General features: G+C 64.1%; 27 protein-coding genes and 1 pseudogene. 5 read left to right on the forward strand and 23 right to left on the reverse strand.

The window, feature by feature from the left end; all coding sequences use genetic code 11:
* Positions 1–39 precede the first annotated feature (39 nt).
* Positions 40–1344, forward strand: coding sequence for a DUF2254 domain-containing protein (locus tag U8330_RS22235; protein ID WP_323107762.1), 1305 nt, complete (start codon positions 40–42; stop codon positions 1342–1344).
* A 13-nt stretch (positions 1345–1357) separates the two neighbouring features.
* Here U8330_RS22235 and U8330_RS22240 read toward each other — a convergent pair whose 3' ends face one another.
* Positions 1358–1609, reverse strand: coding sequence for a DUF982 domain-containing protein (locus tag U8330_RS22240; RefSeq protein ID WP_323107763.1), 252 nt, complete (start codon positions 1607–1609; stop codon positions 1358–1360).
* A 203-nt stretch (positions 1610–1812) separates the two neighbouring features.
* Between U8330_RS22240 and U8330_RS22245 the strand changes: the two genes are divergently transcribed.
* Positions 1813–2574, forward strand: coding sequence for a ZIP family zinc transporter (locus U8330_RS22245; RefSeq protein WP_323107764.1), 762 nt, complete (start codon positions 1813–1815; stop codon positions 2572–2574).
* 21 nt (positions 2575–2595) lie between these two features.
* Here U8330_RS22245 and U8330_RS22250 read toward each other — a convergent pair whose 3' ends face one another.
* Positions 2596–3414, reverse strand: a complete 819-nt coding sequence (locus U8330_RS22250; protein WP_323107801.1) for a helix-turn-helix transcriptional regulator — start codon at positions 3412–3414, stop codon at positions 2596–2598.
* A gap of 111 nt (positions 3415–3525) precedes the next feature.
* Between U8330_RS22250 and U8330_RS22255 the strand changes: the two genes are divergently transcribed.
* Positions 3526–4422 (forward strand): SDR family oxidoreductase, encoded by an 897-nt coding sequence (locus tag U8330_RS22255; RefSeq protein ID WP_323107765.1) that lies wholly within the window; start codon positions 3526–3528, stop codon positions 4420–4422.
* Positions 4423–4452: 30 nt separating this feature from the next.
* On the opposite strand, the gene U8330_RS22260 is transcribed toward U8330_RS22255, so the two are convergent.
* The 13 genes from U8330_RS22260 to phnG form a co-directional block, all read right to left on the reverse strand.
* Positions 4453–5028 carry a DUF1349 domain-containing protein gene (locus U8330_RS22260; RefSeq protein WP_323107766.1) on the reverse strand — a complete coding sequence of 192 codons (576 nt, stop codon included), beginning with the start codon at positions 5026–5028 and terminating at the stop codon, positions 4453–4455.
* An 80-nt stretch (positions 5029–5108) separates the two neighbouring features.
* Entirely contained in the window at positions 5109–6881 is a 1773-nt protein-coding gene (locus U8330_RS22265; protein WP_323107767.1) for an SLC13 family permease, read from the reverse strand.
* A 147-nt stretch (positions 6882–7028) separates the two neighbouring features.
* On the reverse strand, positions 7029–8168 hold the full coding sequence (locus U8330_RS22270; protein WP_323107768.1) for an alpha-D-ribose 1-methylphosphonate 5-triphosphate diphosphatase: 1140 nt from the start codon (positions 8166–8168) through the stop codon (positions 7029–7031).
* Positions 8169–8196: 28 nt separating this feature from the next.
* The gene (phnE, locus tag U8330_RS22275; RefSeq protein WP_323107769.1) at positions 8197–9006 is read right to left on the reverse strand and encodes a phosphonate ABC transporter, permease protein PhnE; all 810 of its coding nucleotides are present in this window, start codon (positions 9004–9006) and stop codon (positions 8197–8199) included.
* A 76-nt stretch (positions 9007–9082) separates the two neighbouring features.
* Positions 9083–10078 (reverse strand): phosphonate ABC transporter substrate-binding protein, encoded by a 996-nt coding sequence (phnD, locus tag U8330_RS22280; RefSeq protein WP_323107770.1) that lies wholly within the window; start codon positions 10076–10078, stop codon positions 9083–9085.
* 26 nt (positions 10079–10104) lie between these two features.
* The gene (gene phnC, locus U8330_RS22285) at positions 10105–10944 is read right to left on the reverse strand and encodes a phosphonate ABC transporter ATP-binding protein (protein WP_323107771.1); all 840 of its coding nucleotides are present in this window, start codon (positions 10942–10944) and stop codon (positions 10105–10107) included.
* Positions 10941–11642 carry an acetyltransferase gene (locus U8330_RS22290; protein ID WP_323107802.1) on the reverse strand — a complete coding sequence of 234 codons (702 nt, stop codon included), beginning with the start codon at positions 11640–11642 and terminating at the stop codon, positions 10941–10943. Before U8330_RS22290 ends, phnC begins: the two co-directional genes overlap by 4 nt.
* Entirely contained in the window at positions 11642–12355 is a 714-nt protein-coding gene (gene phnL / locus U8330_RS22295; RefSeq protein ID WP_323107803.1) for a phosphonate C-P lyase system protein PhnL, read from the reverse strand. The genes U8330_RS22290 and phnL overlap by 1 nt, the downstream gene beginning before the upstream one ends.
* A gap of 24 nt (positions 12356–12379) precedes the next feature.
* Complete coding sequence (gene phnK / locus U8330_RS22300; RefSeq protein WP_323107772.1) at positions 12380–13153, reverse strand: phosphonate C-P lyase system protein PhnK; 774 nt, start codon at positions 13151–13153, stop codon at positions 12380–12382.
* Positions 13150–14040, reverse strand: a complete 891-nt coding sequence (locus tag U8330_RS22305; protein WP_323107773.1) for an alpha-D-ribose 1-methylphosphonate 5-phosphate C-P-lyase PhnJ — start codon at positions 14038–14040, stop codon at positions 13150–13152. The genes phnK and U8330_RS22305 overlap by 4 nt, the downstream gene beginning before the upstream one ends.
* The gene (locus U8330_RS22310; protein WP_323107774.1) at positions 14037–15146 is read right to left on the reverse strand and encodes a carbon-phosphorus lyase complex subunit PhnI; all 1110 of its coding nucleotides are present in this window, start codon (positions 15144–15146) and stop codon (positions 14037–14039) included. Before U8330_RS22310 ends, U8330_RS22305 begins: the two co-directional genes overlap by 4 nt.
* A 3-nt stretch (positions 15147–15149) precedes the next feature.
* Positions 15150–15746 carry a phosphonate C-P lyase system protein PhnH gene (gene phnH, locus U8330_RS22315; RefSeq protein ID WP_323107775.1) on the reverse strand — a complete coding sequence of 199 codons (597 nt, stop codon included), beginning with the start codon at positions 15744–15746 and terminating at the stop codon, positions 15150–15152.
* A complete protein-coding gene (gene phnG, locus U8330_RS22320; protein ID WP_323107776.1) occupies positions 15743–16192 on the reverse strand; it encodes a phosphonate C-P lyase system protein PhnG in 450 nt (149 codons plus the stop codon). Before phnG ends, phnH begins: the two co-directional genes overlap by 4 nt.
* Before the next feature lie 119 nt (positions 16193–16311).
* On the opposite strand from phnG, the gene phnF reads away from it, so the two are divergent.
* Positions 16312–17040: a phosphonate metabolism transcriptional regulator PhnF gene (gene phnF / locus U8330_RS22325; RefSeq protein WP_323107777.1), complete on the forward strand. Its 729-nt coding sequence runs from the start codon at positions 16312–16314 to the stop codon at positions 17038–17040.
* A 187-nt stretch (positions 17041–17227) separates the two neighbouring features.
* Here the strand turns inward: phnF and U8330_RS22330 are convergent, their stop codons facing one another.
* The 7 genes from U8330_RS22330 to U8330_RS22360 all read right to left on the reverse strand — a co-directional run bounded on the left by U8330_RS22330 (position 17228) and on the right by U8330_RS22360 (position 24387).
* A complete protein-coding gene (locus U8330_RS22330) occupies positions 17228–18181 on the reverse strand; it encodes an ABC transporter ATP-binding protein (protein WP_323107804.1) in 954 nt (317 codons plus the stop codon).
* Between the two features lies 1 nt (position 18182).
* Positions 18183–19199: an ABC transporter ATP-binding protein gene (locus tag U8330_RS22335; protein WP_416236955.1), complete on the reverse strand. Its 1017-nt coding sequence runs from the start codon at positions 19197–19199 to the stop codon at positions 18183–18185.
* A gap of 8 nt (positions 19200–19207) precedes the next feature.
* On the reverse strand, positions 19208–20125 hold the full coding sequence (locus U8330_RS22340; RefSeq protein ID WP_323107806.1) for a dihydrodipicolinate synthase family protein: 918 nt from the start codon (positions 20123–20125) through the stop codon (positions 19208–19210).
* A 19-nt stretch (positions 20126–20144) separates the two neighbouring features.
* On the reverse strand, positions 20145–21035 hold the full coding sequence (locus tag U8330_RS22345) for an ABC transporter permease (RefSeq protein ID WP_323107778.1): 891 nt from the start codon (positions 21033–21035) through the stop codon (positions 20145–20147).
* A gap of 3 nt (positions 21036–21038) precedes the next feature.
* Positions 21039–21998 (reverse strand): ABC transporter permease, encoded by a 960-nt coding sequence (locus U8330_RS22350; RefSeq protein ID WP_323107779.1) that lies wholly within the window; start codon positions 21996–21998, stop codon positions 21039–21041.
* 74 nt (positions 21999–22072) lie between these two features.
* Positions 22073–23614, reverse strand: a complete 1542-nt coding sequence (locus U8330_RS22355) for an ABC transporter substrate-binding protein (RefSeq protein WP_416236960.1) — start codon at positions 23612–23614, stop codon at positions 22073–22075.
* Positions 23615–23655: 41 nt separating this feature from the next.
* On the reverse strand, positions 23656–24387 hold the full coding sequence (locus tag U8330_RS22360; protein WP_323107781.1) for a FadR/GntR family transcriptional regulator: 732 nt from the start codon (positions 24385–24387) through the stop codon (positions 23656–23658).
* Between the two features lie 93 nt (positions 24388–24480).
* Between U8330_RS22360 and U8330_RS22365 the strand changes: the two are divergent.
* Positions 24481–25701 (forward strand): annotated as a pseudogene (locus U8330_RS22365) (electron transfer flavoprotein-ubiquinone oxidoreductase); the annotation flags it as partial.
* Positions 25702–25896: 195 nt separating this feature from the next.
* Here the strand turns inward: U8330_RS22365 and U8330_RS22370 are convergent.
* The coding region (locus tag U8330_RS22370) for an MFS transporter (RefSeq protein WP_323107782.1) at positions 25897–26870 on the reverse strand (974 nt) is incomplete at its 5' end.

Consider the following 26870-nt stretch of genomic DNA (forward strand, 5'->3'; position numbering starts at 1 on the left):
AGAAGGGCTCGGGGTTTTCATAGCGAGAGGAGGGGCGGGATGAGATCGAAATGGGCGTGGTGGCTGTCGCAGATCGCACGGCGGATCTGGTTTCGCGCGACGCTGTTTTCCGTGCTGGCGGTCGCAACGGCGCTGCTCGCCGCCGTCGCGGCCCCGTATATTCCGGCCACGCTCCCTGGCCAGATCGGCGCGGATGCGGTGGACAACATCCTCAGCATCATTGCCTCCAGCATGCTGGCGGTGACGACCTTTTCGCTGAGCACGATGGTTTCCGCCTATTCCGCAGCATCGAGCAGCGTGACGCCGCGGGCAACGAGCCTGATCATGGAGGACAGCACGACCCAGAACGTGCTGGCGACCTTCATCGGCTCGTTTCTGTTCAGCCTCGTCGGCATCATCGCGCTCACCACCGGCGCCTATGGGGAAACGGGTCGGCTCGTGCTGTTCCTCGTGACCATCGGCGTGATCATTCTGGTCGTCGTGACGCTTCTGCGCTGGATCGATCACCTGTCCCGCCTCGGCAGCGTGACCGAGACGACGGAGCGCGTGGAAAAGGCCACGGCCCGCGCGCTGGAGACGCTGGCAGCCGCGCCCTATCTCGGCGGCCAGCCGCTGCGCGACGCGCAAGGGTGGAACAGCCCGACAGCTGCCCCGGTATTTGCTCCCCACGTGGGCTATGTGCAGCACGTCGACGTAGGCGCTCTATCAAACCTCGCCGAAGAGTTCGACATCGACATCGCCGTCGTGGCGATTGCCGGCACGCTCGTTTCGCCGAACATGCCTGTCGGCCTGACCAGCCGTTCAGTAAGCAAGGAAGTATGCGACCGCATCGCCGCCTCATTCTCTCTCGCCCATGTTCGCTCCTTCGATCAGGATCCGCGGTTCGGGGCCTCGGTGCTGACCGAGATCGCCTCCCGGGCTCTGTCTCCGGCCGTCAACGATCCAGGGACGGCCATCGATGTGATCTCGCGGGCGCTCCGGCTGCTCGTCCAGCATGCCGGCAATCTTGCGCCGGCGGACGCCGAGGTTTCGCATCCTCGGCTTCATGTCAAACCGGTGGCGCTCGCCGACCTGTTCGACGATCTGTTCATGCCCATCGCGCGCGACGGCGCGGCCCTCGTCGAAGTGGGTCTCAGGCTTCAGAAAGCCTTCGAGGCGCTCGCCTGCCTTCCCAATCGTGAGGTTCGTGCCGAGGCGCATCGCCACTCCGCAGAAGCGCTCAACCGCGCCGAGGCGGCCCTCGTCATCGACGCGGACAAGGATCGCCTGCGGCGGGAGGCGGAAGCGGTCAGGGTGCTCTGCATTCGGGAGGACGTGTCGCTGACAGGAATTTCCCGAGGGTGAGCCACGAGACCGTCTATCCCCGCCGGACATAGAGCTTGGCATCCGTCGCGGCCGCAAGAAAGGCGGCTCTGGCATCCTCCGGCTCACGCTCGCCCATCAGCACGGCAAGTGCCACTTCTCGTGCTTCCCGATAGGCTTTGGTGCCGAAGACCGGCCATCGCTCGAGGAGCGTGCGAGCCGCCTCCTCGGTGCTGCTGATCGTTCGAAATCCACCGCGATCGTTCTCCTCGAACGTCACCGGGCGTGCCCAACGCTTGGGATCCATACGCAATACCTCGTCAACGCAATACTCTCGCCATGAAACGAGACAAGACGCGACTCGTTCCGAACGAGGTGGGGTCTCACGCAGCGCCTCGCCGAAAGTCGGCCCATGATTGCCCCACCCCGCGGCGTCGGCGCTGGTGTGCGCGGACGGTGGAACAGGGGTGAGGGATTTGAGTTTCACTCGTCGGACTGCAAGGAGAGACCATGCCGCTCTGGCTGCAAGCGGGCCTTTGGGGCCTGGTCGGGGGATCTGCGCTTCTCATCGGCGCGGCCATCCCCTTCGTGGCGACGCTTTCGCAACGTGTCATCGCAGCCGTCATGGCGCTCGGCTCCGGTGTGCTCATCTCCGCTGTTGCCTTCGAACTGATGGATGAAGCCTTCGCTCGGGGCGGCTTCGACTCGACCGCCATCGGCTTCATTGCGGGAGCGGCCCTGTACACGGCTGCCAACCTCTATCTGTCACGGCGTGGAGCGCGGCACCGGAAGAGATCGGGATTTCATTCCGAGCAGAAACAGCAGGATGCTTCGGAAGGGTCCGGCGCAGCCCTTGCCGTTGGTGCGCTGCTCGATGGAATACCGGAGTCCATGGTCATCGGGGTCAGCCTGCTCAGCGGTGCGCATGTCAGCCTCGTCACAGTCTTTGCGATCTTTCTTTCCAATATTCCCGAAGGTCTGGCCAGCGCAGCCGGGATGCGAAAGGCGGGCCGCTCGACGCGCTACATCTTCGGCGTCTGGGGCGGCATCGCCGTCATATCGGGGCTCGCCGCGCTTCTCGGCAATGTGGCCTTCGCCAACACCAGTCCCGATGTGATCGCGGCGACAACGGCGCTCGCTGCGGGCGCAATCCTGGCAATGCTGTCCGATACGATGATCCCGGAGGCCTTCGAAGAGACGCATGACTATGCGGGCCTGATCACCGTAATCGGCTTCCTGCTCGCCTTCGTTCTTTCCAAAAGCGGGGGATGACGGCGGTTTCGCTTGGCCGGCTCAGCTCTGTCGTTTCTGCGTGATCAAGGCGCTGATCTGGTCCACAACCTCGGGTGCCACGGGTTGATAGACCATCATCGTCAGGTCCGGCCGGCCCTCGACGCTGAAGCTCGAAAACTCCAGTTCGATCGTTCCGAGGGTCGCGTGATGCAGGCGCTTGATGCCGTCTCGGATGCCGGTGACCTCATTGTCGTCCCACATCGCCCTGAACTCGGGGCTTGCGGTGCAAAGTTCGTCGACGAGCTGCGCGATCTCGCTTCCGGCGCCGGCGCGTGCGGCATCGGCCCGGAAGGCGCCGACGACGTAGCGCGCCACGGCGCGCCAATCGTCCTGCGCGGCGCGGACCCGCTCGTCGGCAAAGATCAGCCGCAGGATGTTGCGGCCGTCGCGCGGCAGCTTCGAATAATCGGTCAGGACCACCGTCGCCGCAAGGTTCCAGGCCAGCACGTCCCAGGTCGCGGTGCGAATGATGGCGGGGCTCAAGGGCATGGCGTCGAGCACATGCTGGAGACGCTGGCTGACAGCCTCGACCTGGCGATAGCGCTGCTCCGGTGGATGGCCGAAGGCGAGGATATGCAGGTGATCGCGCTCGGGGTCTGTCAACATCAGCCCTTTTGCCAGCCTGTCGAGCACGTCGGCGGAAGGCAGGCCGCCACGTCCCTGCTCCAGCCAGGTATACCAGGTGGCGCTGATGTTGGAGCGCTGGGCGACTTCCTCCCGCCGCAGGCCCGGCACGCGCCGCCGTTCGGCCGGGAGGCCGAAGGCAGCGGGGTCGAGCCGCCTGCGCCGGTCCCGCAGGAAGGTGCTCAGCGCATTCATCTTGCTGGGAGGCTCACGCAAACGGGTAGCTCCTATACTAGGATAAGATCACGTCTTTCATGGAACAGAGTGACAGTGCGAGGTGATCTCCGTCAAGACAGGAGATCAGTCATGCATGTTTATCTGACCGGCGCGACCGGCTTTATCGGCTCGCGCGTCATCGACCAGTTGCTCGAAGCGGGGCATCAGGTGACGGGATCGACACGGTCCGAAGAGGGGGCTCGCCGCCTGGCCAAGCGGGGCGTGACGCCCTATTCCGCGACGCTCGAAGATCCTGCGGCGCTTGCGCGCGGCGCGGAGCAGGCGGATGCCGTCATCCACACGGCCTTCGACCACGAATTCGTCAATTTCGCCGCCAATTGCGAAAAGGACCGCCGTGTGATTTCCGCCCTTGGCGCGGTCTTGCGCGGCTCCAGCCGGCCGATCCTGATCACGTCCGGCGTGGGCATGGGCGACCCGGGGGACGGCAGTCTGGCGCGGGAGGAGGTCTTCAACCGGTCGCACAGCATGCCCCGCGTCGCCTCCGAGCTGGCAGGTCAGGATCTGCTGGACGCCGGCGTCAATCTCGGTGTCGTGCGCCTTCCGCAGGTTCATGATCCGGTCAAGCAGGGCCTGATTACGCCATACATCGATTTGGCGCGGGAGAAGGGCACGGTGGCCTATATCGCGGACGGAGCCAACCGTTTCGCGGCCGCTCCGGTCGAGGATGTCGCACGGCTTTATGTCAGCGCACTCGAACGCGCGGCGCCGGGGGCGCGCTACCATGCGGTGGCGGAGGAAGGGGTCGCGCTGCGCGAAATCGCCGAGGTCGTGGCCGCCGGCATGGGGCTGCCGGCCGTTTCTCTTTCGCCGGATGAGGCCCGCACGCATTTCGGCTGGTTCGCGATGTTCGCTGCGGCGAACTTCGCCGCATCCGGCGCCTGGACGAAGCAGACGCTTGGCTGGCAGCCAAAAGGCCCGTCACTTCTCGAAAACCTGCGCAGGATGGACTATGCGCCGGTGGCTTGAGGGGTGAGGACGACGCTCAGGCGAGGCGCCCTATGTCAGGTCGTGCAGCGCCTTGCCGAGCGGCGGTCCGATCTCGAATTGCGAGAAGCGAACGTCGAGGCCCGCGCGTTCCGGCGTGCAGCACATCGGCCCGACCTGATAGTGCGCGGCGACAGGGAAGGGGCAGAGGCGCAAAAGCGGCCAGCGCTTCCCGTCCGGAGAGCACTGCAGGCGCAGGACGCCTTGCGATACCGTGACACGCAGGAAGAAGTCTGATGGATCGCCTTGGTAGGGGGTCGACGTCCAGTCGGAACGTCCCAGCGTCAGCACGCTGCCGATGCAGGCGCTGCCATCCGATAGCTCGATCCCCGCCTTGATCCACCGCGTCTCATCGATGCGCAGCATGATCTCTGCCTGGTCGTAGAGCGCCTCATAGCACGCCTGGATCCGCAGGCTCGCGGTGAAGTCCCCCTCCCAGGATGCCGCGAAGAAATGGCCGTTGTCGTGGGTGAAGCCGTAGTACGTCTCCCGCCAGAAATCGGTCTTTTCGTCGGTGGTGACCGACAGAACCTCGTCCTCTAGAGACCAGATGCGCGGCTCGTTCTGCCATGTGCACAGATTAAACAACGCCTGTCCTCCCGCCTGTTTCCGCCTGCTGCGAGCCACTATCGGGCAGATCATGCGCCGACATCAAGGGTGTGATGCACCTATTGGATCGGCCAGACGAACATCAGCGCCGGGATCGAGACCAGGATGATGATGAGCGAGAGCGGCAGGCCAAGACGCGGATAATCGGAAAACTTGTAGCCGCCGGGCCCGAAGACAAGCGTGTTGCACTGATGACCGACGGGCGTCAGGAAGTCCGATCCGGCGCCGATGGCGACGGCCATGAGGAAGGGTTCGGGACGGAAGCCGAGATTGGTGGCAAAGGTCGCCGCGATCGGCCCCATCACCAGCACCGTCGCCGCATTGTTGAGGAAGGGCGTGACGGCCATGGCGGTAATGAGGATGAGCGCAAGCGCCGCCCAGGGTGGAAGGCTGGCCGCCACGCCGCCGAGCCAGCTTGCGATCAGATCGCTCGCGCCGGTGCTGCGCAGCGAGTCGGAAACGGGAATGAGAGCCGCGAGCATGATCAGGATCGGTCCGTCGACCGATTTATAGATGTCGCGCAGCGGAATGGCCTTGAAGATGACCATGCCGAGCGCCGCGGCGAAGAAGGCGACCGAGACGGGCGCGATACCGACGGCCGTTGCCGCCATGGCAAGCGCCAGGATGATGAGCGGGATGAAGGCGCGGCGCTGTGTGCCGAGCAGAACCTCGCGCTGGGCAAGGGGCAGCAGCGAGAGATCCTGCAGGATCGTCGTCAGGCTGGCGGGGCTGCCCTGGAGAACGAGAACATCGCCCGGCGCGATTGTCAGGCTGCCCAACCTCTCCTTCAACCGTTCGCCGCGTCGGCTGATGGCGATCAGATTGACGCCGCGCGTGTAGGAGAGAGCCAGCGCCTTGGCGGACGACCCTGCGAGCGGGGACTCCTGCGTGACGATCGCTTCCAGCGCGGTCAGGTCCGCCGGTCCTTCAGGCGTCTTGTCCAGCGGTTTGCCGGAGAGTTTCAGCGAACCGCCGGACACGACGCGATCGATCGCTGCGGACGACCCTTCGAGCAGAACGACATCATCCTGCCGCAGCGTCAGATCCGGGAAGGGAGCCATGCGGGTCGCACCGCGCAGAACGGCGCTGGCCACCACCTCGCCGTCGCCGAGGCTGAGAAGATCGCTCAGGGCCTTGCCGAGCAGCGGCGACTCCTCGGCGATCGACACTTCGCTCACGTAGTTCTTGATCTCGACGGCATCCTCGATCGAACCGCCCTGCTTGGTGCGGCTCGGGACCAGCCAGTGGAAGAACAGCAGGAAGGAGATGCCGACCAGCGCCAGCATGCCGCCGACGGGCGTGAAGTCGAACATGGTGAAAGGCGTGCCCGTCAGTTCCTGTCTCAGCCGGGAAACGACAATGTTCGGAGAAGTGCCGATCTGCGTCATCAGTCCGCCGAGCAGGGCCGCGAAAGCCATCGGCATCAGATATTTGGACGGCGACGCGCCGGATTTCTTGGCGAACTGGAAGGCGACCGGCATCATGATCGCCAGGGCGCCGATGTTCTTGATGAAGGCGGAGAGGAGCGCGACCACGATCATCAGCAGCGCCAGCTGCGTATGCAGCGTGTTCAGGTTCGGGAAGAATTTCTTGATCAGGATATCGACCACACCGGAGCGGGCGACGCCGGCGCTAACCACGAGCGCGCTGCCGACGATGATGACGATATCGTCCGAGAAGCCCGAGAAGGCCTTGTCGGCCGGCACGATCCCGACGGCGACGGCAACGAGGAGGGCGGAGCAGGCGACGATGTCGTAGCGGAACCGATCCCAGATGAACACGACCATCATTGCGGCAATGACGGCAAAGGCGAGGATCTGCGGCGTTGTCATGAAGAACCATGCTGGGAGGCTGAGAGCCGAAGGCCATCAGGCGCGCGACGGCGCTGCCCTAAACAATGCGCGTCCCAACTGGTTCCGGCAAGCACCCTCGTAAGCTGAAGATGACGTCCGCTGCCGGAAACGTCGTCGCACCGCAGCCTAGCAGACCCGCACTCCCTCGCGCCAGACGCCTGAGACGAGCGGCGGACGGTCAGGCGTTGTCCGCACGCGGATGAGATCGGCGCGACGGCCGATTTCGATCCGGCCACGGTCGTCGAGCCCGGCAGCTTCCGCTGGATTGGCGGTCACCAGCCCGACTGCGGCGGGGAGGTTCATGAGGCCCCGCTCGGCCAGCAGGAACACGGCCTGGAGGAGGCTGAAGGGCACATAGTCGGAGGAGAGGATGTCGAGCGCGTCGTCGGCCAGAAGGTCAAGCGCCGAGACATTGCCGGAATGCGACCCCCCACGCACTACATTGGGCGCTCCCATCAGCACCTGCAGGCCATGGGCGCGGGAAAGGGTTGCCGCTTCGCGTGTCGTCGGGAATTCGGCGAGCGCGATACCGAGCGTGATACCCTCCGCCACGTGGTCCGCCGTCGCATCGTCATGCGAGGCGATGGCGATGCCCGCGGCCCGGCAGCGCTCGGCAAGCATCGCGCGGTGTCGATCGGAATAGAGCGCGGAGTCGGCCAGTCGGCGCTGGCTGAAGGCCTCGAATTCGACATCCGACAGCTTCTTCTTGCCCTGATAATAGATCCTGTAGGCCTCCAGGCTGACGAACTGACGCTGGCCCGGCGCATGGTCCATCAGCGAGGCAAGCCGGACGCGGCTGTTGCCGCTGATCTCGTCGAACCGTTCGACGACGTCGGGGACCGAAACCTCGCAGCGCAGATGAATGAAATGCTCGGCCCGCAGGCGGCCCGCTGCCTCGGCGGCGGAGATGGTTTCGGCCATGGCGGCCATGTCCGCCGAGCCGAGCTCGGTGTCGCCGTCAAGGCCCACCCGCAGTGCATCGAAGACCGTGGTGATGCCCGAGCTCGCGATCTGCCCGTCATGGGCCTGCAAAGCGGCCTCCATGTTCCAGCGGACCTTGGGCCGCGGCTGGAAATGGGTTTCCAGATGGTCGGTATGCAGCTCGACGCAGCCCGGCATCAGAACATCGCCCCCAAGATCGATGCCGCGGGTCGAGGAAGAGCTGTCGATCTCGGCAATCCGCCCGTCGCGCACCAGAAGGCTGCCGGTGAAGCTCTCCTCGGGCAGGACGAGCGTGCAATTGGTGAAGATGGTTTCAGCGGACATGGGCGACTCTTGAAGGACGGATACGGGACTACAGGACGAGTTTGCGCAGCTGCTGGGACAGAAGGTCCATCAGCGAGACGGTGATGACGACGATGACGAGGACGGCGGCGGCCTGCGAATAATAGAAGCCGCGAATGGTCTCGAACATCACCTGCCCAATTCCGCCGGCGCCGATCAGGCCGAGCACGGTGGCAGAGCGGATGTTCGATTCCAGCCGGTAAAGGGAAAACGAGATCCAGAGCGGCAGGACCTGCGGAATGACGCCGAAGATTACCTGCTGCAGGCGCGAGGCGCCGGTGGTGCGGATGGCCTCCACAGGGCGTGGATCGATCGCCTCTACCGCTTCGGAGAAGAGTTTGGCGAGAATGCCGGTCGTGTGCACGAAGAGCGCCATGACACCCGCAAAGGGGCCAAGGCCGACGGCGACGACGAAGAGCACGGCGAAGACGACCTCATGGATGGCGCGGAAGAAATCCATGAGCCGGCGAACGGGCTGCAGCATCCACCAGGGCGCCATGTTGTGGGCGGAAAGAATGCCGAACGGAATGGACAGGAGGATGGCGAGAACCGTGCCCCACAGCGCGATCTGCACCGTGACGATCATCTCTTCGAGATAGTAGCGCCACTGGCCGAAATCCGGCTGCAGGAAGCCGCTGGCATAATCGGCCATGTTGCCGGAATCGGTGAAAAGATAGGTCCAGCGGCTCATTTCCGCCGGTCCCCAGCTAAGGCCAAGGGCTGCGAGCAGCCCGGCGAGCAGAAGCAGGTTTCGCACACTGGAGCGGGAGGCCCGGGTCCGGCTGGCCGCTTCGGCATGGGTCAGGGTCGCGTGGCTCATGGCATCGGCTCCGGTTGGGATCGCTGATCGGCGGCAGGGCGGGGAGGCAAGGGGCCTCCCCGCCGCCTCCGTCAAATCAGCCCTTGGTGGCTGCGGCGAGTTCGGCCTCGTAGGCGGCCTTCTTCTCGTTGAGCGGCTTCAGCTGTTCGGCCTTGGCCTCGGCGGTGAGCGTCGCGTCGGCATTGATCTTTGCGATCGACTTCGACACTTCCATGACCCGGATCGGCAGGAGCTGGCGGTCGTCGGAGGCGCGGAAGGGCGCCCATTTCAGCCCGGCCAGGATTTCCTTTTCCTTGGCCACGTCACCGGTCGACTTTTCGGTGCCGTAGGTCAGGAAGAAGTCGCGGATCTTGGTCTTGGTGGCATCCGGCAGATCCTTGCGCCAGACGATCGGGTCGGACGGGATCAGCGGCGAGCGCCAGATCTCGCGGACCTTCTCGAAGGCGGCCGGGTTGTTCTGCTTGATCAGCGCCATGTTCTCGGTGTTGTTGGCGGCGGCATCCACCTGACGGTTGGCGACCGCGAGCGCGTTGGTCTCGTGATTGGCATTGGTGACCGTCTTGAAGCAGGTCTTGGGATCGATGCCGCGGTTGCCGAACACGAAGGTCATCGGCACGAGATAGCCGGAGGTCGAATTGACGTCGCCGAGACCGAAGCTCTTGGTCTTGTCGCAGGTCAGGAGCTCGTCGACCGTCTGGATCGGGCTGTCCTTGGGCACGAGGATCACCGACCAGTAGCCCGGCTCGCCGCCCTTCGGCACGCTCTGTACGAAGATCTCGCCATCGGCGCGGTCGACCGCTTCCATGGCCGACTTGTTGCCATACCAGGCGACCTGCACCTTGTTGAAGCGCATGCCTTCGATGATGCCGGCATAGTCGGAGGCGAAGAAAGGCTTCACATCGAGGCCGGTCTTGGCCTTCATGTCGTCGAGCAGCGGCTGCCAGCTCGTCTTCAGGTTCTGCTGGCTCTCGGTCGAGATGATGCCGAAGTTCAGGGTCTCCTCCGCGAGCGCCGCCGAGGACAGGGTGAGGGCGACGGACATCGCCGCCATGCTTTTCAGGATCGCGTTCATTTTCGTCTCCGGTGGTGTCGTTGGTCTCAGGCCGGGATCAGCCCCGGCTGCAGCTGCTTCGGTCCTGCCGTGGCAGGGGCCGACAGATCCGCCGGTCCATCCGGCAGAACGAGTTCTTCCGAGGCGGCGCCGTAGAGCTCGGCCAGGAAGCTGTTGGAAAGCGCGGTCGAGGGGCCGTCATAGACGATCGCGCCGTCCCGCATGGCGATGGTGCGCCGGCAATAGCGCCGCGCATATTCGACCTGGTGGAGCGAGACGAGCACGGTGATGCCGTCTTTCACGTTGATGTCGGAGAGCACATCCATCACCCGCCGCGCGGCCGATGGATCGAGCGCGGAAATCGGTTCGTCGGCAATCAGGATCTGCGCTTCCTGCACGAGGCAGCGGGCAATGGCCGCGCGCTGCTGCTGCCCGCCCGACAAGGTCGAGGCGCGCTGGGCGGCGACCTGGGGAATGCCGACCCGGGCGAGCGCGGCCTGCGCGCTGTCCTTCTCCACCCGGTTGAACAGGCCGAAGGTGCCCCGCCAGCGCGGGCAGCGGCCGAGATGACCGATGAGCACGTTGGTCAGCACCGAGAGGCGGCCGACGAGATTGAATTGCTGGAAGATGACCGCAACGCGGCCACGCCGCGCCCGGCGGATGAAACGGCCGCCGCTCTGCGTCAGCTCATCCAGAATGGTGATCCGCCCGCTCCCCTGATCGGCCGCTTCGAGCCCGGCGATATGGCGGATCAGCGTGCTCTTGCCGGAGCCGGAGGCGCCGATCAGCGCCACCATCTCGCCGCGTTCGAGCTCCAGGCTGACGGCCTTGAGAGCCTGCGTATGACCATAGGTCTTCGACAGACCGGAAACAGCGATCGCACTCATGCGGCATCCCCCTCGTTTCCGGCTATTGTCGCGCCGTTCCTCACGGCATGATGAAGGTTGGGTAACGGTTCGATGACATCTGCGCTGTCATGGCGGTCGACGAAGGCTTCCGCCGACAGGGTGCGGAAATCGGCGAGAGCCCGTTCGAGCGCGTCATGCGGCCAGTCCCACCAGGCGAGCCGGTCCATGCGCGCGCCGAGCGCTGCGGGAAAGCGCGGCTTGATCAGCCGGGCCGGCACGCCGCCGACGATCGTATAGGGCGCGACATCGCGGGAGACGACGGCGTCGGCCCCGATCACCGCGCCATTGCCGATCGTGACGCCGGACAGCACGGTTGCACCATGGCCGATCCAGACATCATGCCCGATCACCACCCGCCGCGCCCGCCGCCACTCGAAGAACTCAGCCTCGTTTTCTGCGCCGTCGAAATAGTCCGCGGCACGATAGGTGAAATGATGCAGCGTCGCCCGCCAGGTTGGATGGTTGGGGGCGTTGATGCGCACCGCGGAGGCGATGTTGGCGAACTTGCCGATCGTGGCACACCAGATCGCGCAGTCCTCCATCACGTAGGAATAGTCGCCGAGTTCGGTCTCGGAGAGGCGTGCGCCGGACGCCACTTCGGTGAAGCGACCGAGCGTCGACTGGCTGATTTCCGCTGTCGCGTCGACATGGGGTTTAAACGCGCTGAGCTTCGGCATCATGCAGCCCTCCGGGCGGAAAAGGCGGAGACGTCGATGGTGCGGGTCGCCACCGCATCGCGCACCGGCTGGTCGTGGAAGATGCCGAGGATCGCCGTGCCCAAGGCGAGCTTCTCGCGGATCATTGCGATGACCACATCGCGATTGACCGGGTCGAGCGACGCCGTCGGCTCGTCGAGGAGCAGGATCGGGTGGTCGGTGATGAAGCCGCGTGCGATGTTGACGCGCTGCCTCTCACCGCCCGAGAAGGTGGCTGGCGGCAGCGAGAACAGCGGCTCGGGCAGGTGCAGGCGGTGCAGCAGCGTGGCGGCCCGCGCCCGCGCCTTCTCCCGGTCCACGCCGCGTGCGACCAGCGGTTCCGCCACCACATCGAGGGCGGCCACGCGCGGAACGGCGCGCAGGAACTGGCTGACATAGCCGATCGACGACTGCCTCAGGGACAGGACGAGATGCGGATCGCCGGCGCCGAGATCGCGCGGCGCGCCGGCGCCGTCACGGATCAGGATCGCGCCGCGGTCGATGGCATAGTTGCCGTAGACCATGCGCAGGATCGAGGACTTGCCGATGCCGGAGGGGCCGCCGAGGACGACGCACTCACCGGCCGAGAGATCGAAGGCGACATGATCGACAACCGGCAGCCGCAGGCCGCCGCGCAGATGCATGGTGAAGGATTTGGCGACATCGCGCAGGCTGAGCACGGCATCGTCCGGCATGGGAAGGACGGGAGACGACATGGTTCAGCTCTCCGGGATCGAGGCGACGAGAAGTTGGGTATAGGCGTGATGCGGATCGTCCAGCACCCGGTCGGTCAGGCCTGCTTCCACGATGCGCCCGCTCTTCATCACGATCATGCGCTGCGACAGGAGGCGCGCGACGGCGAGGTCGTGGGTGACGAGAATGACGGACAGGCCGAGATCGGCGACGAGGGTGCGCAGGAGATCGAGCACGCGCGCCTGGACGGAGACATCGAGACCGCCGGTCGGCTCGTCCATGAAGATCAGCCGCGGCCGGGTGACGAGGTTGCGCGCGATCTGCAGGCGCTGGCGCATGCCGCCCGAGAAGGCGACCGGCTGATCGTCGATCCGCTCGGCGGCGATCTCCACCCGGCCGAGCCAGTCGATCGCCGTCTGGCGAAGGGCGCCGTAATGCCGCTCGCCTACCGCCATCAGCCGCTCGCCGACATTGGCGCCGGCAGAGACCCGCATGCGCAGCCCGTCGGCCGGGTTCTGGTGCACGAAGCCCCAGTCGGTGCGCATCAGGAAGCGGCGTTCCGCTTCGCCAAGCGCGGCAAGGTCGGCGAAGCGACCGTCGCGCATCCGATACTGCACGATCCCGCTCGTGGGCATCAGCCGGCCGGACATGCAGTTGAGCAGAGTCGTCTTGCCGGAGCCCGATTCCCCGACGATCGCCATGACCTCGCCGGGATGGACATCGAAATCAATGCCCGTGCAGCCGATGAAGCTGCCATAGCGGTGTTCGAGAGCGCGAACGGACAGGATGGGCTCGCTCATGGCCGGACCTCCAAGGGACGGCTTTCGGACTGAGGCAGCTCCGCGCCGTGATGGCCGTCTGCGCGGCGGGTTTCGCAATGATCGGTGTCGGAGCAGACGAACATTCGCCCGCCGCGATCGTCGGTGACCACCTCGTCCAGGTACACGCCGGCCGCGTCGCAGAGCGCGCAGCGCTGCGAGAAGCGCTGGACGGCAAAGGGGTGATCCTCGAAATCGAGGCTGACCACTTTGGTGAAGGGTGGCAGCGCATAGATGCGCTTTTCCCGCCCGGCGCCGAAAAGCTGCAGCGCCGGATTGTCGCTCATCTTTGGATTGTCGAATTTGGGGATGGGGGAGGGATCCATCACATAGCGCCCCTCGACCTTGACCGGATAGGCATAGGAGGTTGCGATATGGCCGTGCTGGGCGATGTCCTCATAGAGCTTCACATGGATAAGGCCATATTCCTCGAGCCCGTGCATGACCCGCGTCTCGGTCTCCCGCGGTTCGAGGAAGCGCAGCGGTTCGGGGATCGGCACCTGGTAGACCAGTGTCTGGCCTTCCTTCAGCGGAGTCTCGGGGATGCGGTGCCGGGTCTGGATGATCGTCGCCGCCTCGGTCCGCGTCGTCGTCTCGACGCCGGCGGTCTTGGCGAAGAAGGCGCGGATCGAGACGGCGTTGGTGGTGTCGTCCGCCCCCTGGTCGATCACCTTCAGCACATCCTCCGGGCCGAGAATGGCGGCCGTCACCTGAACGCCGCCCGTACCCCAGCCATAGGGCATCGGCATTTCGCGCGAGGCGAAGGGCACCTGATAGCCGGGAATGGCGATCGCTTTCAGGATCGCGCGGCGGATCATGCGCTTGGTCTGTTCGTCGAGATAAGCGAAGTTATAGGCGGGAAGGGTCATTCCGCGGCCTCCTGCTGGACAGGATCGAGATCGTCGCCCGTTTCATGAGCGGCCGCCGCACGGAGCCGGCGCAACAGGTCGAGTTCGGCGTGGAAGTCGACATAGTGGGGGAGCTTGAGATGTTCGACGAAGCCGGTCGCCTGGACATTGTCACAATGAGCAATGACGAATTCCTCGTCCTGGGCCGGCGCCAGCCGCTGCTCGTCGAACTCGTCGGCGCGCAACGCGCGGTCGACGAGGCTCATGGCCATGGCCTTGCGCTCGGACTGGCCGAAGACGAGGCCATAGCCGCGGGTAAAGCGCGGGCCCTCGCCCGACGTGCCCTTGAACTGCGACACCATCTGGCATTCGGTCACCCGGACTTCGCCGATGACCACCGAAAAGCCCAGTTCCGGGACTTCGATTTCGAGATCGACGAGACCGATGCGGATTTCGCCGACGAAGGGATGGGTCCGGCCATAGCCGCGCTGGGTGGAATAGCCGAGTGCCAGCAGAAACCCTTCGTCGCCGCGGGCCAGCGCCTGAAGGCGCAGGTCGCGCCCGACGGGAAAATCGACGGGATCGCGGGTGAGGTCGCCGGGCTGCGCATCGGAAGGGCGGTCGGGTTCGATCAGCCCTTCTGCATCGAGCAGATCGGTGACGCGCGGCGCCGCCTCCTGCGCCTCGACCGGCCGCCGGTTCGGCGGGGCGACGGGATGGTCGCCAGCCATGTCCGGGTCGATCAGGCGATGGGTATAATCGAAGGTCGGGCCGAGCAGCTGTCCGCCGGGAAGGTCCTTGTAGGTGGCGGAGATCCGCCGTTCGATATGCATCGCGGCCGTATCGACCGGCGTGCTGGCGCCGAAGCGCGGCAAGGTTGTACGATAGGCCCGCACGAGGAAGATCGCCTCGATGAGATCCCCCCGCGCCTGGCGGACAGCCATGGCGGCCAGCGCCGGATCGAACAGCGACCCCTCGGCCATCACCCGATCGACGGCAAGCGACAGCTGCCCGGCGATCTGGTCGATGGAGAGCGCGGGGACGTCGCGATCCCCTCGCCGACGATCGGCGAGAAGACGATGGGCCTCCTCGATGGCGGCTTCGCCACCCTTCACGGCAACATACATGGATCAACCCTCCTCGATCATGGTCGTGCGCGGCAATGCCAGCGCCTGCCCGCCGCAGGTCAGAAGGAGATCGTGCCCAAGCGGGAAGAGCGCGCGATTGGCGGCCTGCGCCGCGACGAAATCCGGAACGAGCCCCAGGGGCGCGATCCGCACCTGATGCTCGATGCCCGGCCCTTTCAGGATCAGCGACGGCCCGCCTGCAAAGGCAGAAACGGGAAGGATCAGAGTGGTGGAACGATCCGGATAGGCGCTCTCGCCCTTCGCGAAGGCAGCCCATCGCGCCGACAGCGTGGATGGAGCCAGGACCGCAAAGGCGGCGGATGCCGCTTCCGAAGCAAGGGGCGCCCCCGTCTGGAAGCCGAGCCAGGCGGCGCAGGACGCACGCAGATCCGGATCCTCGAGCCAGACCGGCGTATCATAATCGGAAAGCGCCAGGAGGAACGCGCCGGTCGCCATGCCGAGACGGGGCGGGGGCGCGCAGAACCCGTCCAGCGAGACGATCGTCCCCGGTCTGGAGAAGGCATCCATCACCCGCCGGAACACGGCCTGTGCCGAGAACGCCGTATCCTTGAACCCGCCGTCGGCAAGCAACGTGCTCATGCGTCTTCTCCCCGAACCATGGTGAAGAACTCGACCCGCGTCGCGGCGGTCTCTTCGGCTCTCTTGCGCCTCCGTTCGTTCGCCTCCGCCAGGGAGGGGGCGACAATTTGCGCATCGACCACCCTCTGCCACTCCGCCGTTTGCCCGAGAGCATCGCAGTGCGCGACGAGCGCGGCCTTGGCGGGGTCGCGGCCGAGGATGACGGCATGGCCGAGTTCGCCGCTCGGCAGGCGGACCGAGGCGCGGGTGACGCTGGCCTCGCCGAGATTGAAGGGCGCGCCGCCTCCGCCGATCCGCCCACGCACCATGACGAGGCCAACCTCCGGGCCGCGCACTGCCTCTGCGCGCGGCGCAGCCGACAGGTGGCGGTCATGCAGCCTCTGGAGGGTTTCGAGATCGAGCGCCGCCAGGGCGTCCAGTGTCCGTTTCCGTCTATTTCCGCTCATCTGCATCTCTCGTCGTAAGTTGTCTAATTGTTTAGACAACCAGTCTTGAGGCGTGTTATAGACCGTGGTCGATGACACTGTGATGACGAGCGGAGCCAGCAGGGCTGCCGGAGAATGCGATGAACGATCTTGATGACGGTGTGGCGCGGTGGCGGCGGGTTGCGGATGCCTTGCGGGGCGGCATCGCCGATGGATCGCTCGTCGGGCAACTGCCGCCGGAAGCGGAGCTCGCCGAACGCCACGGCGTCAACCGGCATACGGTGCGCCGGGCGATCGCCATGCTCGCGGCCGAAGGGATCCTGCGGGCAGAGCGCGGCCGCGGCACCTTCATCAATTCCGTTGCGCCGCGCATCACCTATCCCATCGGCGCGCGCGCGCGCTTTTCGGAAAATATGACACGCCAGTCGCTCGAGCCCTCGGGGCGGTTGATCGGCGCGGAAAAGGTTTCGGCGTCTGCGGGCCTTGCTGCGAAACTCTCGCTCTCACCCGGCGCGCCGCTCTTCAGGCTGGAACATCTGGCCGTGGTCGGCGGCGTTCCGCTGTCGCGATCCACCTCGCATTTTCCGGCGGAGCGGTTCCCGGAGATCGTCACCGCCTATGCCGAAACCGGCTCGATCACCCAGGCCTTGGCGCGATCGGGGCTCAGCGATTATCGACGGCTGGAAACAAGGGTAAGCGCGATGCATGTCCCGCCCGCCGATGCCGAACTCCTGCACTGCAGCCACGACGCCATCATCCTTATCAGCGAAGCGATCGACGTCGACCCCTCCGACACCCCGATCCAACACATCCGCACCCGCTTCCTCGCCGACCGGCTCGACCTGGTCTTCACGACGCCGATGGGGTGAGCGCTCCGGCAACGGAACCTGTCTTAAGCGATTGTGGAAATGCAGGTAGGAATTCCACGTTCGAAGAAGCAGATATTCAGATTTCTTGGCCGAGTTTAACGAATTCGATGCTGTCATCCTCTGCGATCGGCAGGAGGAGGTTTGCCCAGTCCCCGCCGATCGTATGGCGTCACATCGTATCACTTTCTTAATCAAGGTCGTCGCGGATGCAGGCTTTGTAAAGCCCCTGTGATGTTTCCCTTAGATCTGGAACCACCTGACTGCATTCCGCGAGAACGTTCGGACAGCGCGTCCGGAACACGCAGCCGCTTGGCGGGTTGGCAGGGCTCGGGATGTCGCCCGTCAGGATCTGCCGATCGCGTTTCGCATCGACATCGGGTGTAGGGATCGCGGACAGCAGCGCGCGCGTGTAGGGATGCTGCGGACGGCTGTAGAGCTCTTCGCTGCGGGCGATTTCCATGATCCGGCCGAGATAGAGGACGATCACGCGATCGCATATGTATTCGACTACGGCCAGATCATGGCTGATGAACAGCATGGTCAGTCCGAGACGCTGTTGCAGGTCTCGGAGCAGGTTGATGACCTGGGCCTGGATCGAAACGTCGAGCGCCGACACCGGCTCGTCGGCGACGATGAACTCAGGGGCAAGCGTCAAGGCGCGGGCGATGCCGATGCGCTGGCGTTGCCCGCCGGAGAATTCATAGGCGTAGCGGTTCATCGCATCGCCGGGCAGGTCGACCAATTCCAGGGACTGCCGCGCGCGAGCCACTCTTTCCGCGGCGTTGCCGATCCCCTGGATCCCGAGGCCCTCCGTCAGGATCTGCCCCACGGTCATCCGTGGCGAAAGACTTGCGAACGGGTCCTGGAAAACATACTGCATGCGCGGCCGGGCCTTCTGCATCTCCTTCGCAGAAAGCGTCGTCAGTTCCACCCCGTCGTAGCGGACGCTTCCGGAGGACGGTTCGACAAGACGCAGGACCGATCGTCCGATCGTGGTCTTGCCGCTACCGGACTCGCCGACGAGACCGACGACTTCGCCCTTGCCGATCTCGAAGGAAACGTCATGGAGGATCGTGAGCCTCGAGCCGCGGTCGTCGTAATGTTTCGAGAGGTTGCGAACCGACAGGAGAGGAACCGCCATCTCACAACTCCTCCCAACGAATGCATCGGCTGCCATGATGTGGATTGACGTGTAGAAGTGGTGGTATCGCCTGGCGGCATGCTTCGACAGCGAAGCGGCAACGCGGTTCGAAGGCACAGCCCGGAGGCATGTTCGTGAGGCTCGGCACGACGCCCGGGATCGCGGCAAGCTGCTCGCCGGCCTGCTTCATACGGGACGCATCACCGAGCCTGGGCATCGAAGCGAGCAGGCCGATCGTGTAGGGATGACGCGGTCTGCGGAACACCTCGCTGACCGGGCCAGTCTCAACGATCCTCCCCGCATACATGACTGCGACCCGATGAGCAATTTCCGCGACGACCCCCAGATTGTGCGTGACGAACAGCATGGCCATCCCGCGTTCGCGTTGAAGCTTTCGAAGGAGGTCCAGGATCTGGGCTTGGATGGTGACGTCCAGCGCCGTGGTCGGTTCGTCGGCGATCAGCAGAGTGGGATCGCAGGCCAATGCCATGGCGATTGTCACCCGCTGCCGCATGCCGCCCGATAGCTCATGAGGATACTGGCCGGCCCGTCGCCGCGCGTCCGGAATGCCAACCATTTCGAGAAGGGCGACCGCGGTCTCCATTGCCGATTTCCGGTCTGCATTCCGATGGATTCGGATCGGTTCCGCGATCTGGTCGCCGACGGTGAAGACCGGGTTCAAGCTGGACATCGGCTCCTGGAAGACCATTCCGATATCGTCGCCGCGGATCGACCGCATCTCGCTTTCACCGAGGCGGACGAGGTCCGCCACGGTATCGTTCTTCCGTTTCAGCCGGACGCTGCCGGAGGCGATCACGCCCACCTTTTCGGTCAACAGGCGCATCACCGACAGGCTGGTGACGGACTTCCCGGAGCCGGACTCCCCGACCAACGCCACTGTTTCTCCAGCGGCGATGCTCAGGTCGATGTCACTGACCGCCGTCACGTCACCCGAACGCAGACGGAAGACCGTTCGTAACCCGCTGACTTCCAGGATCGTATCGACGACCGGCATCATGGTCTCCATCACGGAAGCAAGCCTGTGGCATGCAGGATGGAATCGATCTTCGCGGTTTCCGCTTCGTTCAAGGCGGCGCGGGGGCGTGGCATCAGTGCCGTATCGATGACGCCGAGACTCTTCATGGCGGCCTTGAAGGCTCCGATGCCCGATGCGCCCCCGCTAACCCGGTTCCTGCCGACCCAGACGATTTCGAAGAGACGGCACAGACGTTCCTGTTCTTTCCGTGCCGCCGACCAATCGCCACGCTGAGCGGCATCCCAGAGACGGACGTATCCGTGCGGATCGACATTCGCGATCCCGGGGACGACGCCGTGTGCGCCCATCAGAAGGGCGCTGTCGACCACGATCTCCGAGCCCGTCATCGCGAAGAACTCCTTGTTGTCGGCAAGGTCCAGCAGCACATAGCGGAAGTTCCCGTCGTCTCCGCTGGAGTCCTTCAGGCCGACAATGGTTCCTTCCTTCGCGAGCGCCACCGTTGTCTGACGCTGCAGTTTGGCATGCACGCAAACGGGAATGTCGTAGGCGATCAGCGGCACGTCGACAGCGTCATGGATATAGCGGAAGTGGTCCAGGATCTCGGCCTGACTGGTGACGGTGTAGTACGGTGCGGTGACGACAACCGCGTCCGCACCGGCGGCCTTCGCGACTATCGCATGTTCGATGACGAGGTCCGTCGTCGCATCGATCACGCCGGCGATGAGCGGAACGCGGCCGTTTACGATCTCCGCAGAATGCTCGATGATCCGCTGTCGCGTTTCCTTGTCGAAAAACACCACCTCGCTCGACGATCCGAGCACGAACAGGCCGTGGCAGCCCGCATCCAGCAGACGTTCGAGGACCCGCGTATAGGACGGATAGTCGACGGTAAAGTCGGCATTCAGCGGCGTGACGACCGGGGGGACAACACCCTTAAACTTGTTCATTCTCTTTTCTCTTTCTGTATCATCTGTTGTCGGCACGCGGGTCGAACGCGTCCCGTAGACCGTCGCCGATGAAGTTGATGGCCAGGACGGTGGCGACCAAGGCAAGGCCGGGGAACATCCATTGCCAGGGATATTGTTCGAGGACCGCAGTGGAGCGCGCGGCGTTCAGCATGTTGCCCCAGCTCGCTGCCGGAGGGGCGATCCCGAGTCCAAGGAACGAAAGGCCGGCCTCGAGCAGGATCGCGTTGGCGATCTGCAAGGTGGAGAAGACCACGAGGATGTCGATCGAGTTCGGCAGTCCATGACGGAAAAGCAGGTGTGGCAGGCCAGCGCCCATTCCGCGAGCGGCGACGACGAAGTCACGCTCGCGCAGCTCCAGAAGACGGGAGCGCACCAGGCGTGCCAGCAGCGGCCATGACAGGAGCGAGATGACGAAGATCGTCGGCCAGATGCCCGTACCCGCGATGGACGCCATCACCAGCAGGAAAATGACGGGCGGAAGCGTCATGACGAGATCCACGAACCGCATGGTCACGGTGTCAGCCCAGCGTCCGGCAAGGGCAGAGATCGCTCCCACCAGAAAGCCGATGATTGCCGAGATCGCCGTCGAAACGATCGCTACCAGCAGGGAAACACGCCCCCCATCCATCACGCGAGCGAAAATGTCTCGTCCGACCCCGTCGGTACCGAGCCAATGCTTGGCCGATGGCCCCGTATTCATGGCCAGAAGATCGATGTCGTTCGGCTTGAATGCCCACCAATAGGGATAGGTAAGAAGAGTGGCCATCAGCGGAATGATGATCGCGATCCCCACCAGCGCCGCGCGATTGAAGCGAAAGCGTTCGAGAGCGCGGGCGACCGGGCCGGGGCTGCGCGGTATGGGGCGTGTCGTCAGTGTGGGCTCTTGCATCACTCAACCGACCTTGATCCGCGGATCGACCAGCGCGTAGGCGAGATCGGTCGCCAGGTTGACGACGATCACGCAGGCCCCGATGACAAGGGTCGCACCCATGATCACCGGATAGTCGCGTGTCTCGACTGCCGTCACCAACAGCAGGCCCATCCCCGGCCAGTTGAAAACGCTCTCTATAAAAATCGCGCCGCCGATGGCCAGGCCGATCGTCGAGCCGATCAGCGTCACCACGGGGAGCAGGGCGTTTCGGAGCGCGTGCTTGGAAATCACCCAGAATTCGAAGACGCCCTTTGCGCGCGCTGTCCTCACATAGTCCTGATTAAGAACCTCGAGCATCGAGGCGCGCATATACCGCATGATCATTGCTGCCTGCGCCATCGACAGCAACGCTGCCGGAAGGATCAGGTGATGGAGGAGATCGACGATCGAAAAGGTGCTCCCGGGCGTCAGCATTCCCCCTGATGGCATCCATTTGAAATAGACGGAGAAAACGTAAAGGCCGACGAGGCCGCTCAAGAAAGCGGGGCTGGAGATGCCTGTGACAGCCAGAACAGAGAAGGTGACGTCCGCAACGGAGTTTCGCCGTACCGCGCTGATGATCCCAGAGGCGATGCCAATCACGATCGCGAGCAGGATCGCGGTTCCCATCAAGAGGACGGTGGGTCCGATCCGCGACATGACGAGGGACAGGACCGGTTGGTCGGGCCGTTTGATCGAGAATCCGAGATTGCCCATAGCAGCCTGCTGCAACCACGCGACATATTGGATGGGAAGGGGTTGATCGAGTCCGAGGCTCGTGCGGAGGTTCTCCATGTCCGCGCGCGACATCGGCGTGTTGGGATTGATATAGGCATCGATCGGATCACCCGGCGTCAGGCGGAGCAAAACGAAGACGAGAGCGCTCAACGCAAGCAGCATGCCTGCGCCGATCAGCAAGCGCCGAAGACTGTAGTTCAGCATGACCAGTTACTCCGGTGGACCCTGAAGTCGGCTGGTATCGATCCAGCCGACCTCGCTACCCTCTGAGGGTATGTCTATTCGGAAACGGTCAATTTCTCGGGTTGGGCGGCATAGGGGCCCCCACCCGGTGCCGGCGTCCAGACGAAGTCCTTCAGTTTGGAGGACGCAACGCCGTAGCGGTTGGCGACCCAGAGGGTTGCCCATGGCAGTTGGCTGTTCATGACGCGGCAGACGTCCTGATAGCGATTGTCGCGCTTGGTAACATCGGGCTCGGCGAGTGCCCCATCGAGCGCCGCGTTCAGCTCGGGCATGCGGGCGCGGACCACGTTCGGTCCTGCCGGCGGGATCTGCTTTTCATTCAGGCCGACATTGATGATGCTCGGATCTGGTCCGTTCTGGAGGCCAGCATAGACCATCTGGAACTGCGCCGTATCAGGTGTCGGGTTCAGGACGATGCTGTTGTAGGTCGGCGTGTCGACCGCACGTGGCGTCACGTTGATGCCGACCTGGGCAAGCATGGCCTGGACCGCTGCCAGCACATTCGTGGCGAGAGGGGTTGTGTAGTAGGTCAGCAAGGTAATCGGCATATCGCCGTTGATCGTATCCCACCCGGCCTCGCTGAGCAGCTGCTTGGCCTTCTCGGGGTCGTAGGCGTAGGCGTCGAGGTTATCTGGAACGAGCTTGTCGACGACATATGCGCAGTTCGCGGCCTTCGCGGCGCCGCCGTAGAGGCTCTGGACGATAGCGTCACGGTTGATGGCATGCATGACCGCTTGGCGAACGCGCAGGTCCTTCCAGATCGGCGAGTCGTGATTGAAGCCGAGGTAGTTGACCACGAACGAGTTCCCCTCGATGACGCGGTAGTCCTCGTTGTTCTGGAAGGCAGCTAGGTCATTGGAGTCGACGTAGGTAAACTGGATCTCGCCCGCCCGAAGGGCGGCGGTCGCTGCGGCAGGGTTTGCAAAATACCGGTTGATAACTTTCTCCAGTGCCGGCTTCCCAGCCCGGTAGTCCGTGTTGGCGGCGAGCTCGACGTACTGGTCTGTCACGTATCGTGTGAACTTGAACGGTCCGGTGCCGATGGGCGCGGTGGACCACCAGCTGTTCTTGGCGAGCTGGTCAGGAGCGATCTTGGACAGCGCGTGCTCCGGCAGCATCAGAACTTTGGTCATGGTGTCCATGAACCCTGCGGCTGGTGCGGACAGCTTGACCACCAGGGTCCTGTCGTCCGGCGTTTCGATCGCCGAAACAGTAATGAGCCGCGCCGCGAGCACTGAACCCGTCTTTGCATTCCGGGCTAGGTCGAGCGTGAATTTGGCGTCTTTCGCTGTGAACGCCTGCCCGTCATGCCACTTCGCATCGCTAAGTTTGAACGTGTAGGTGAGCTTGTCTTCACTTTCCTCATAGGAAGACGCAAGCACGCCGACGATCGTCCCGAGCGTCTCGTCGTAACTGACCAAAGGTTCGAAGTAGATGCTCAGCCAGGTGAAGCCGCTGGTCGCCGCCAGCGGATTGAAGTTGCCCTGAAGCCCTCCCGGCCCGACATCAAAGCCGCCAGAAAGCGTTGCAGCGGATGCTGCGGAGTTCAACGTCATCATCGCAGTGCTGGCAGTCATGGCCGACACAGCGATCGCGACCGCGACCTTCGATAATCTATTCACTGGCTTCCTCCCATGGGTGAACTCTTCTTATTGATCGCGATAACCTGCGAGATGCCCTCGTAGTGATCATGCATTCGGCGTTGTGCCTCCGCGATGTCCTTCGCTTCGACGGCTTCCACGATCGCAGCATGGGCTCTCCATGTGCCGATCGGATCGGAGTTGTCGAGGTTGACGAAGTCGGAGGCCTTGTAGAAGGCCAGCCAGAACACGTCGATCAAACGAGCGAGGGTCTCGTTGTTCTGGCATCGGAACAGGAGGGTATGGAACAGTTGATCCTCCGCGGGGAAGGGCTGCCCGCGTTCGGCAAGGACGCGCATCCGGTCGACGACATCCTGCAATTCGGCCAGGTCATCGTCAGTGATCATCGTCACGGTCTTTGCAATCAGTCCGACTTCCAGCGTCTTCCGGATTTCTATGACTTCTTCGATCTGGCGAAGGGCGCCACCCAAACCGTAGGCAAGGTTGTCAAGCAGCGGCTCGAAGGAAAAGGCCTTGACGAAGATTCCAATGCCGCGCCTGGATTCGAGGACACCCAGCGACTCCAGGGCCTTGATGCCTTCTCGCAGTGAGTTGCGGCTCACATTCAGTTGACTAGCGAGATCGGACTCCGCGGGGAGGGCCGCTCCAGGCGCCAGGCCATTCTCACTGATATAGGCCCTCAAGCTTTCCTGCACCGTAATGTGCAGGAGCGGCGCTCTCACCAGGGGTTTCATCGACTTGAGCGCCATCTGCCCAACAACTCCTTTTGACAGTCGTTAAGGGATATCCACTTGTAGGATAACCGTCAACCGGAATTTTGTTCACCTGCACTTGATGAGCTGCTCTTTGACGATGCCGGCGCGGTGATCGGCGTCGCGACCGGCGATATGGGCATCGAGAAGAGCGGAGAGCCGGGGCCGAACTTTGCGCGCGGCATGGCGCTGCTCGGCAAATATGTGCTGATCGGCGAAGGTGTGCGCGGCTCGCTCGCCAAGCAGCTGATCGCCCGCTTCGATCTCGCCAAGGACCGGGAACCGCAGAAATTCGGCATCGGCATCAAGGAACTCTGGCAGGTGAAGCCCGAGCATCATCGCCAGGGCCTCGTGCAGCACTCCTTCGGCTGGCCGCTCGATCTCGCCACCGGCGGCGGCTCCTTCCTCTACCACATGGAAGACAATCAGGTCGTCGTCGGCTTCGTCGTCCATCTGAACTACAAGAACCCCTATCTCTCGCCCTTCGAGGAATTCCAGCGTTTCAAGACGCATCCGAGCATCCGCGGTGTCTTCGAGGGCGGCAAGCGCATTTCCTATGGCGCACGCGCCATCACCGAAGGCGGCTACCAATCGGTGCCGAAACTGACCTTCCCCGGCGGCGCGCTGATTGGCTGCTCGGCCGGCTTCGTCAACGTGCCGCGCATCAAGGGCAGCCACAATGCCGTGCTCTCCGGCATGCTGGCGGCCGAGAAGATCGCTGCGGCAATCGCCGCCGGTCGTCAGAACGACGAGGTGGCCGAAATCGAAGCCGAGTGGCGCGCAGGCCCCATCGGCCGCGATCTCAAGCGGGTGCGCAACGTCAAGCCGCTCTGGTCGCGGTTCGGCACGGCGCTGGGCGTCGCCATGGGCGGCATCGATATGTGGATCAACCAGATCTTCGGCAGCTCGCCCTTCACGCTCAAGCACGGCAAGACCGATGCCGCGAGCTCGGAGCCCGCCGCCCGGCACCGGCCGATCGCCTATCCGAAGCCGGATGGCGTGCTCACCTTCGACCGTCTGTCCTCCGTGTTCCTGTCCAACACCAACCACGAGGAGGACCAGCCGGTTCACCTCAAGGTCAAGGACATGGAGCTCCAGAAGCGCTCCGAGCACGATGTCTATGCCGGTCCTTCGGCCCGCTATTGCCCGGCCGGGGTGTATGAATGGGTGGAAAAGGACGGCAACCCCGCCTTCGTCATCACCGCGCAGAACTGCGTCCACTGCAAGACCTGCGACATCAAGGACCCGAACGGCAACATCACCTGGGTCCCGCCGCAGGGCGGGGAAGGGCCGGTCTATCCGAATATGTGAGCAGGGCTCATGCAGGCGATTTCAAGTCGTTGGCAGGACTTCACGCTTTGGTTTATGCTGAACGAGCTACTGTAGCCGCTTGCGATCATCTGCGGGTTGGTGCGCGTCTTAACAATCGGATCCAAATCGTGTGCAGTCCCCGTCATGTCTTACGGCGGCGTTCTGGTCTGACCCGCTGGGCCCTGTACTGCCTTGTCAATCCCCCGTACCAAACCGCCTGAGAAGTCCGGCGAGGGCGGAGAAAAGAACGATCAGGCTGCCATAGACGAGCGCCGTGGGCACGAGACCATAGAGGCCGATCGACAAGCCGGCGAGCAGGGTCGGCAGGCCGAATGCGAGGTAGCTCAGCGTGAAGAGGGCTGCGAAGAGTTCGCCGCGTTCATGGGGCGCAACGATCGGCACGATCGAGCGCAGCACCCCATAGAAGCAGGTGCCAAAGCCGGTTCCCGCAATCGACAGGGCGAGGAGATAGGCCGGAAGCGAGGTCATTGCGATCGCTGCCAGCGTCAGCGCCGTGCCGAGCGCAAGGGCCGAGGTTCCGAACAGCGTCACGCTGCGCGACGAGCGGCCGCGAGCGCCAGCACAGGCAGCAGCCCCGACGCCGCACAGGATGACGATGACGATCGCCTGCGTCGTGTGATCTTCCGCGCCGAAGACGGCATGCACCAAGGGCGCGCCGAGTGCGAGATAGAGTCCGCCGGTCGCCCAGCCGGCGATGACAGCCGGCGCGCTGCGCCAGAAAGCTGTCGCTGCCGTTAGCGGCACGCCGATCCGCGGCAGAAGCGAGCGCCAGACGCCCTCGTAGCGTGGCGCGGTTTCCGGAACGGACCAGACAAGGAGGGCAAGCACGCTGCACCCGCCCACGAGTGCTCCGAAGACCGTGGCTTTCGCCGAGGAGGTCGCGTCCAGCAGCACGCCCGAGACAAGAGCGCCGAGAGCCAAGCCGCCAAGCGGAACGACAGAATTCCAGATGGAGGCGGACCCCGGCCTGTCCATTGGCTCAAAATCAACAACGGCCGCCGAGAGCGTCGACATGAGAAGGCCTGCGGCAACGCCCTGTAGCACCCGCGCCAGGATCAGGCCGGTGACATCCTGTGCATGCCAGAAGACAAAGAGGCTGGCCGCCATCAAAGCAAAGCCGGCCGAGATCACCGGGCGCCGGCCGATGT

It is taken from the genome of Rhizobium sp. CC-YZS058, from assembly GCF_034720595.1.
In the GTDB taxonomy this organism is placed as follows: domain Bacteria; phylum Pseudomonadota; class Alphaproteobacteria; order Rhizobiales; family Rhizobiaceae; genus Ferranicluibacter.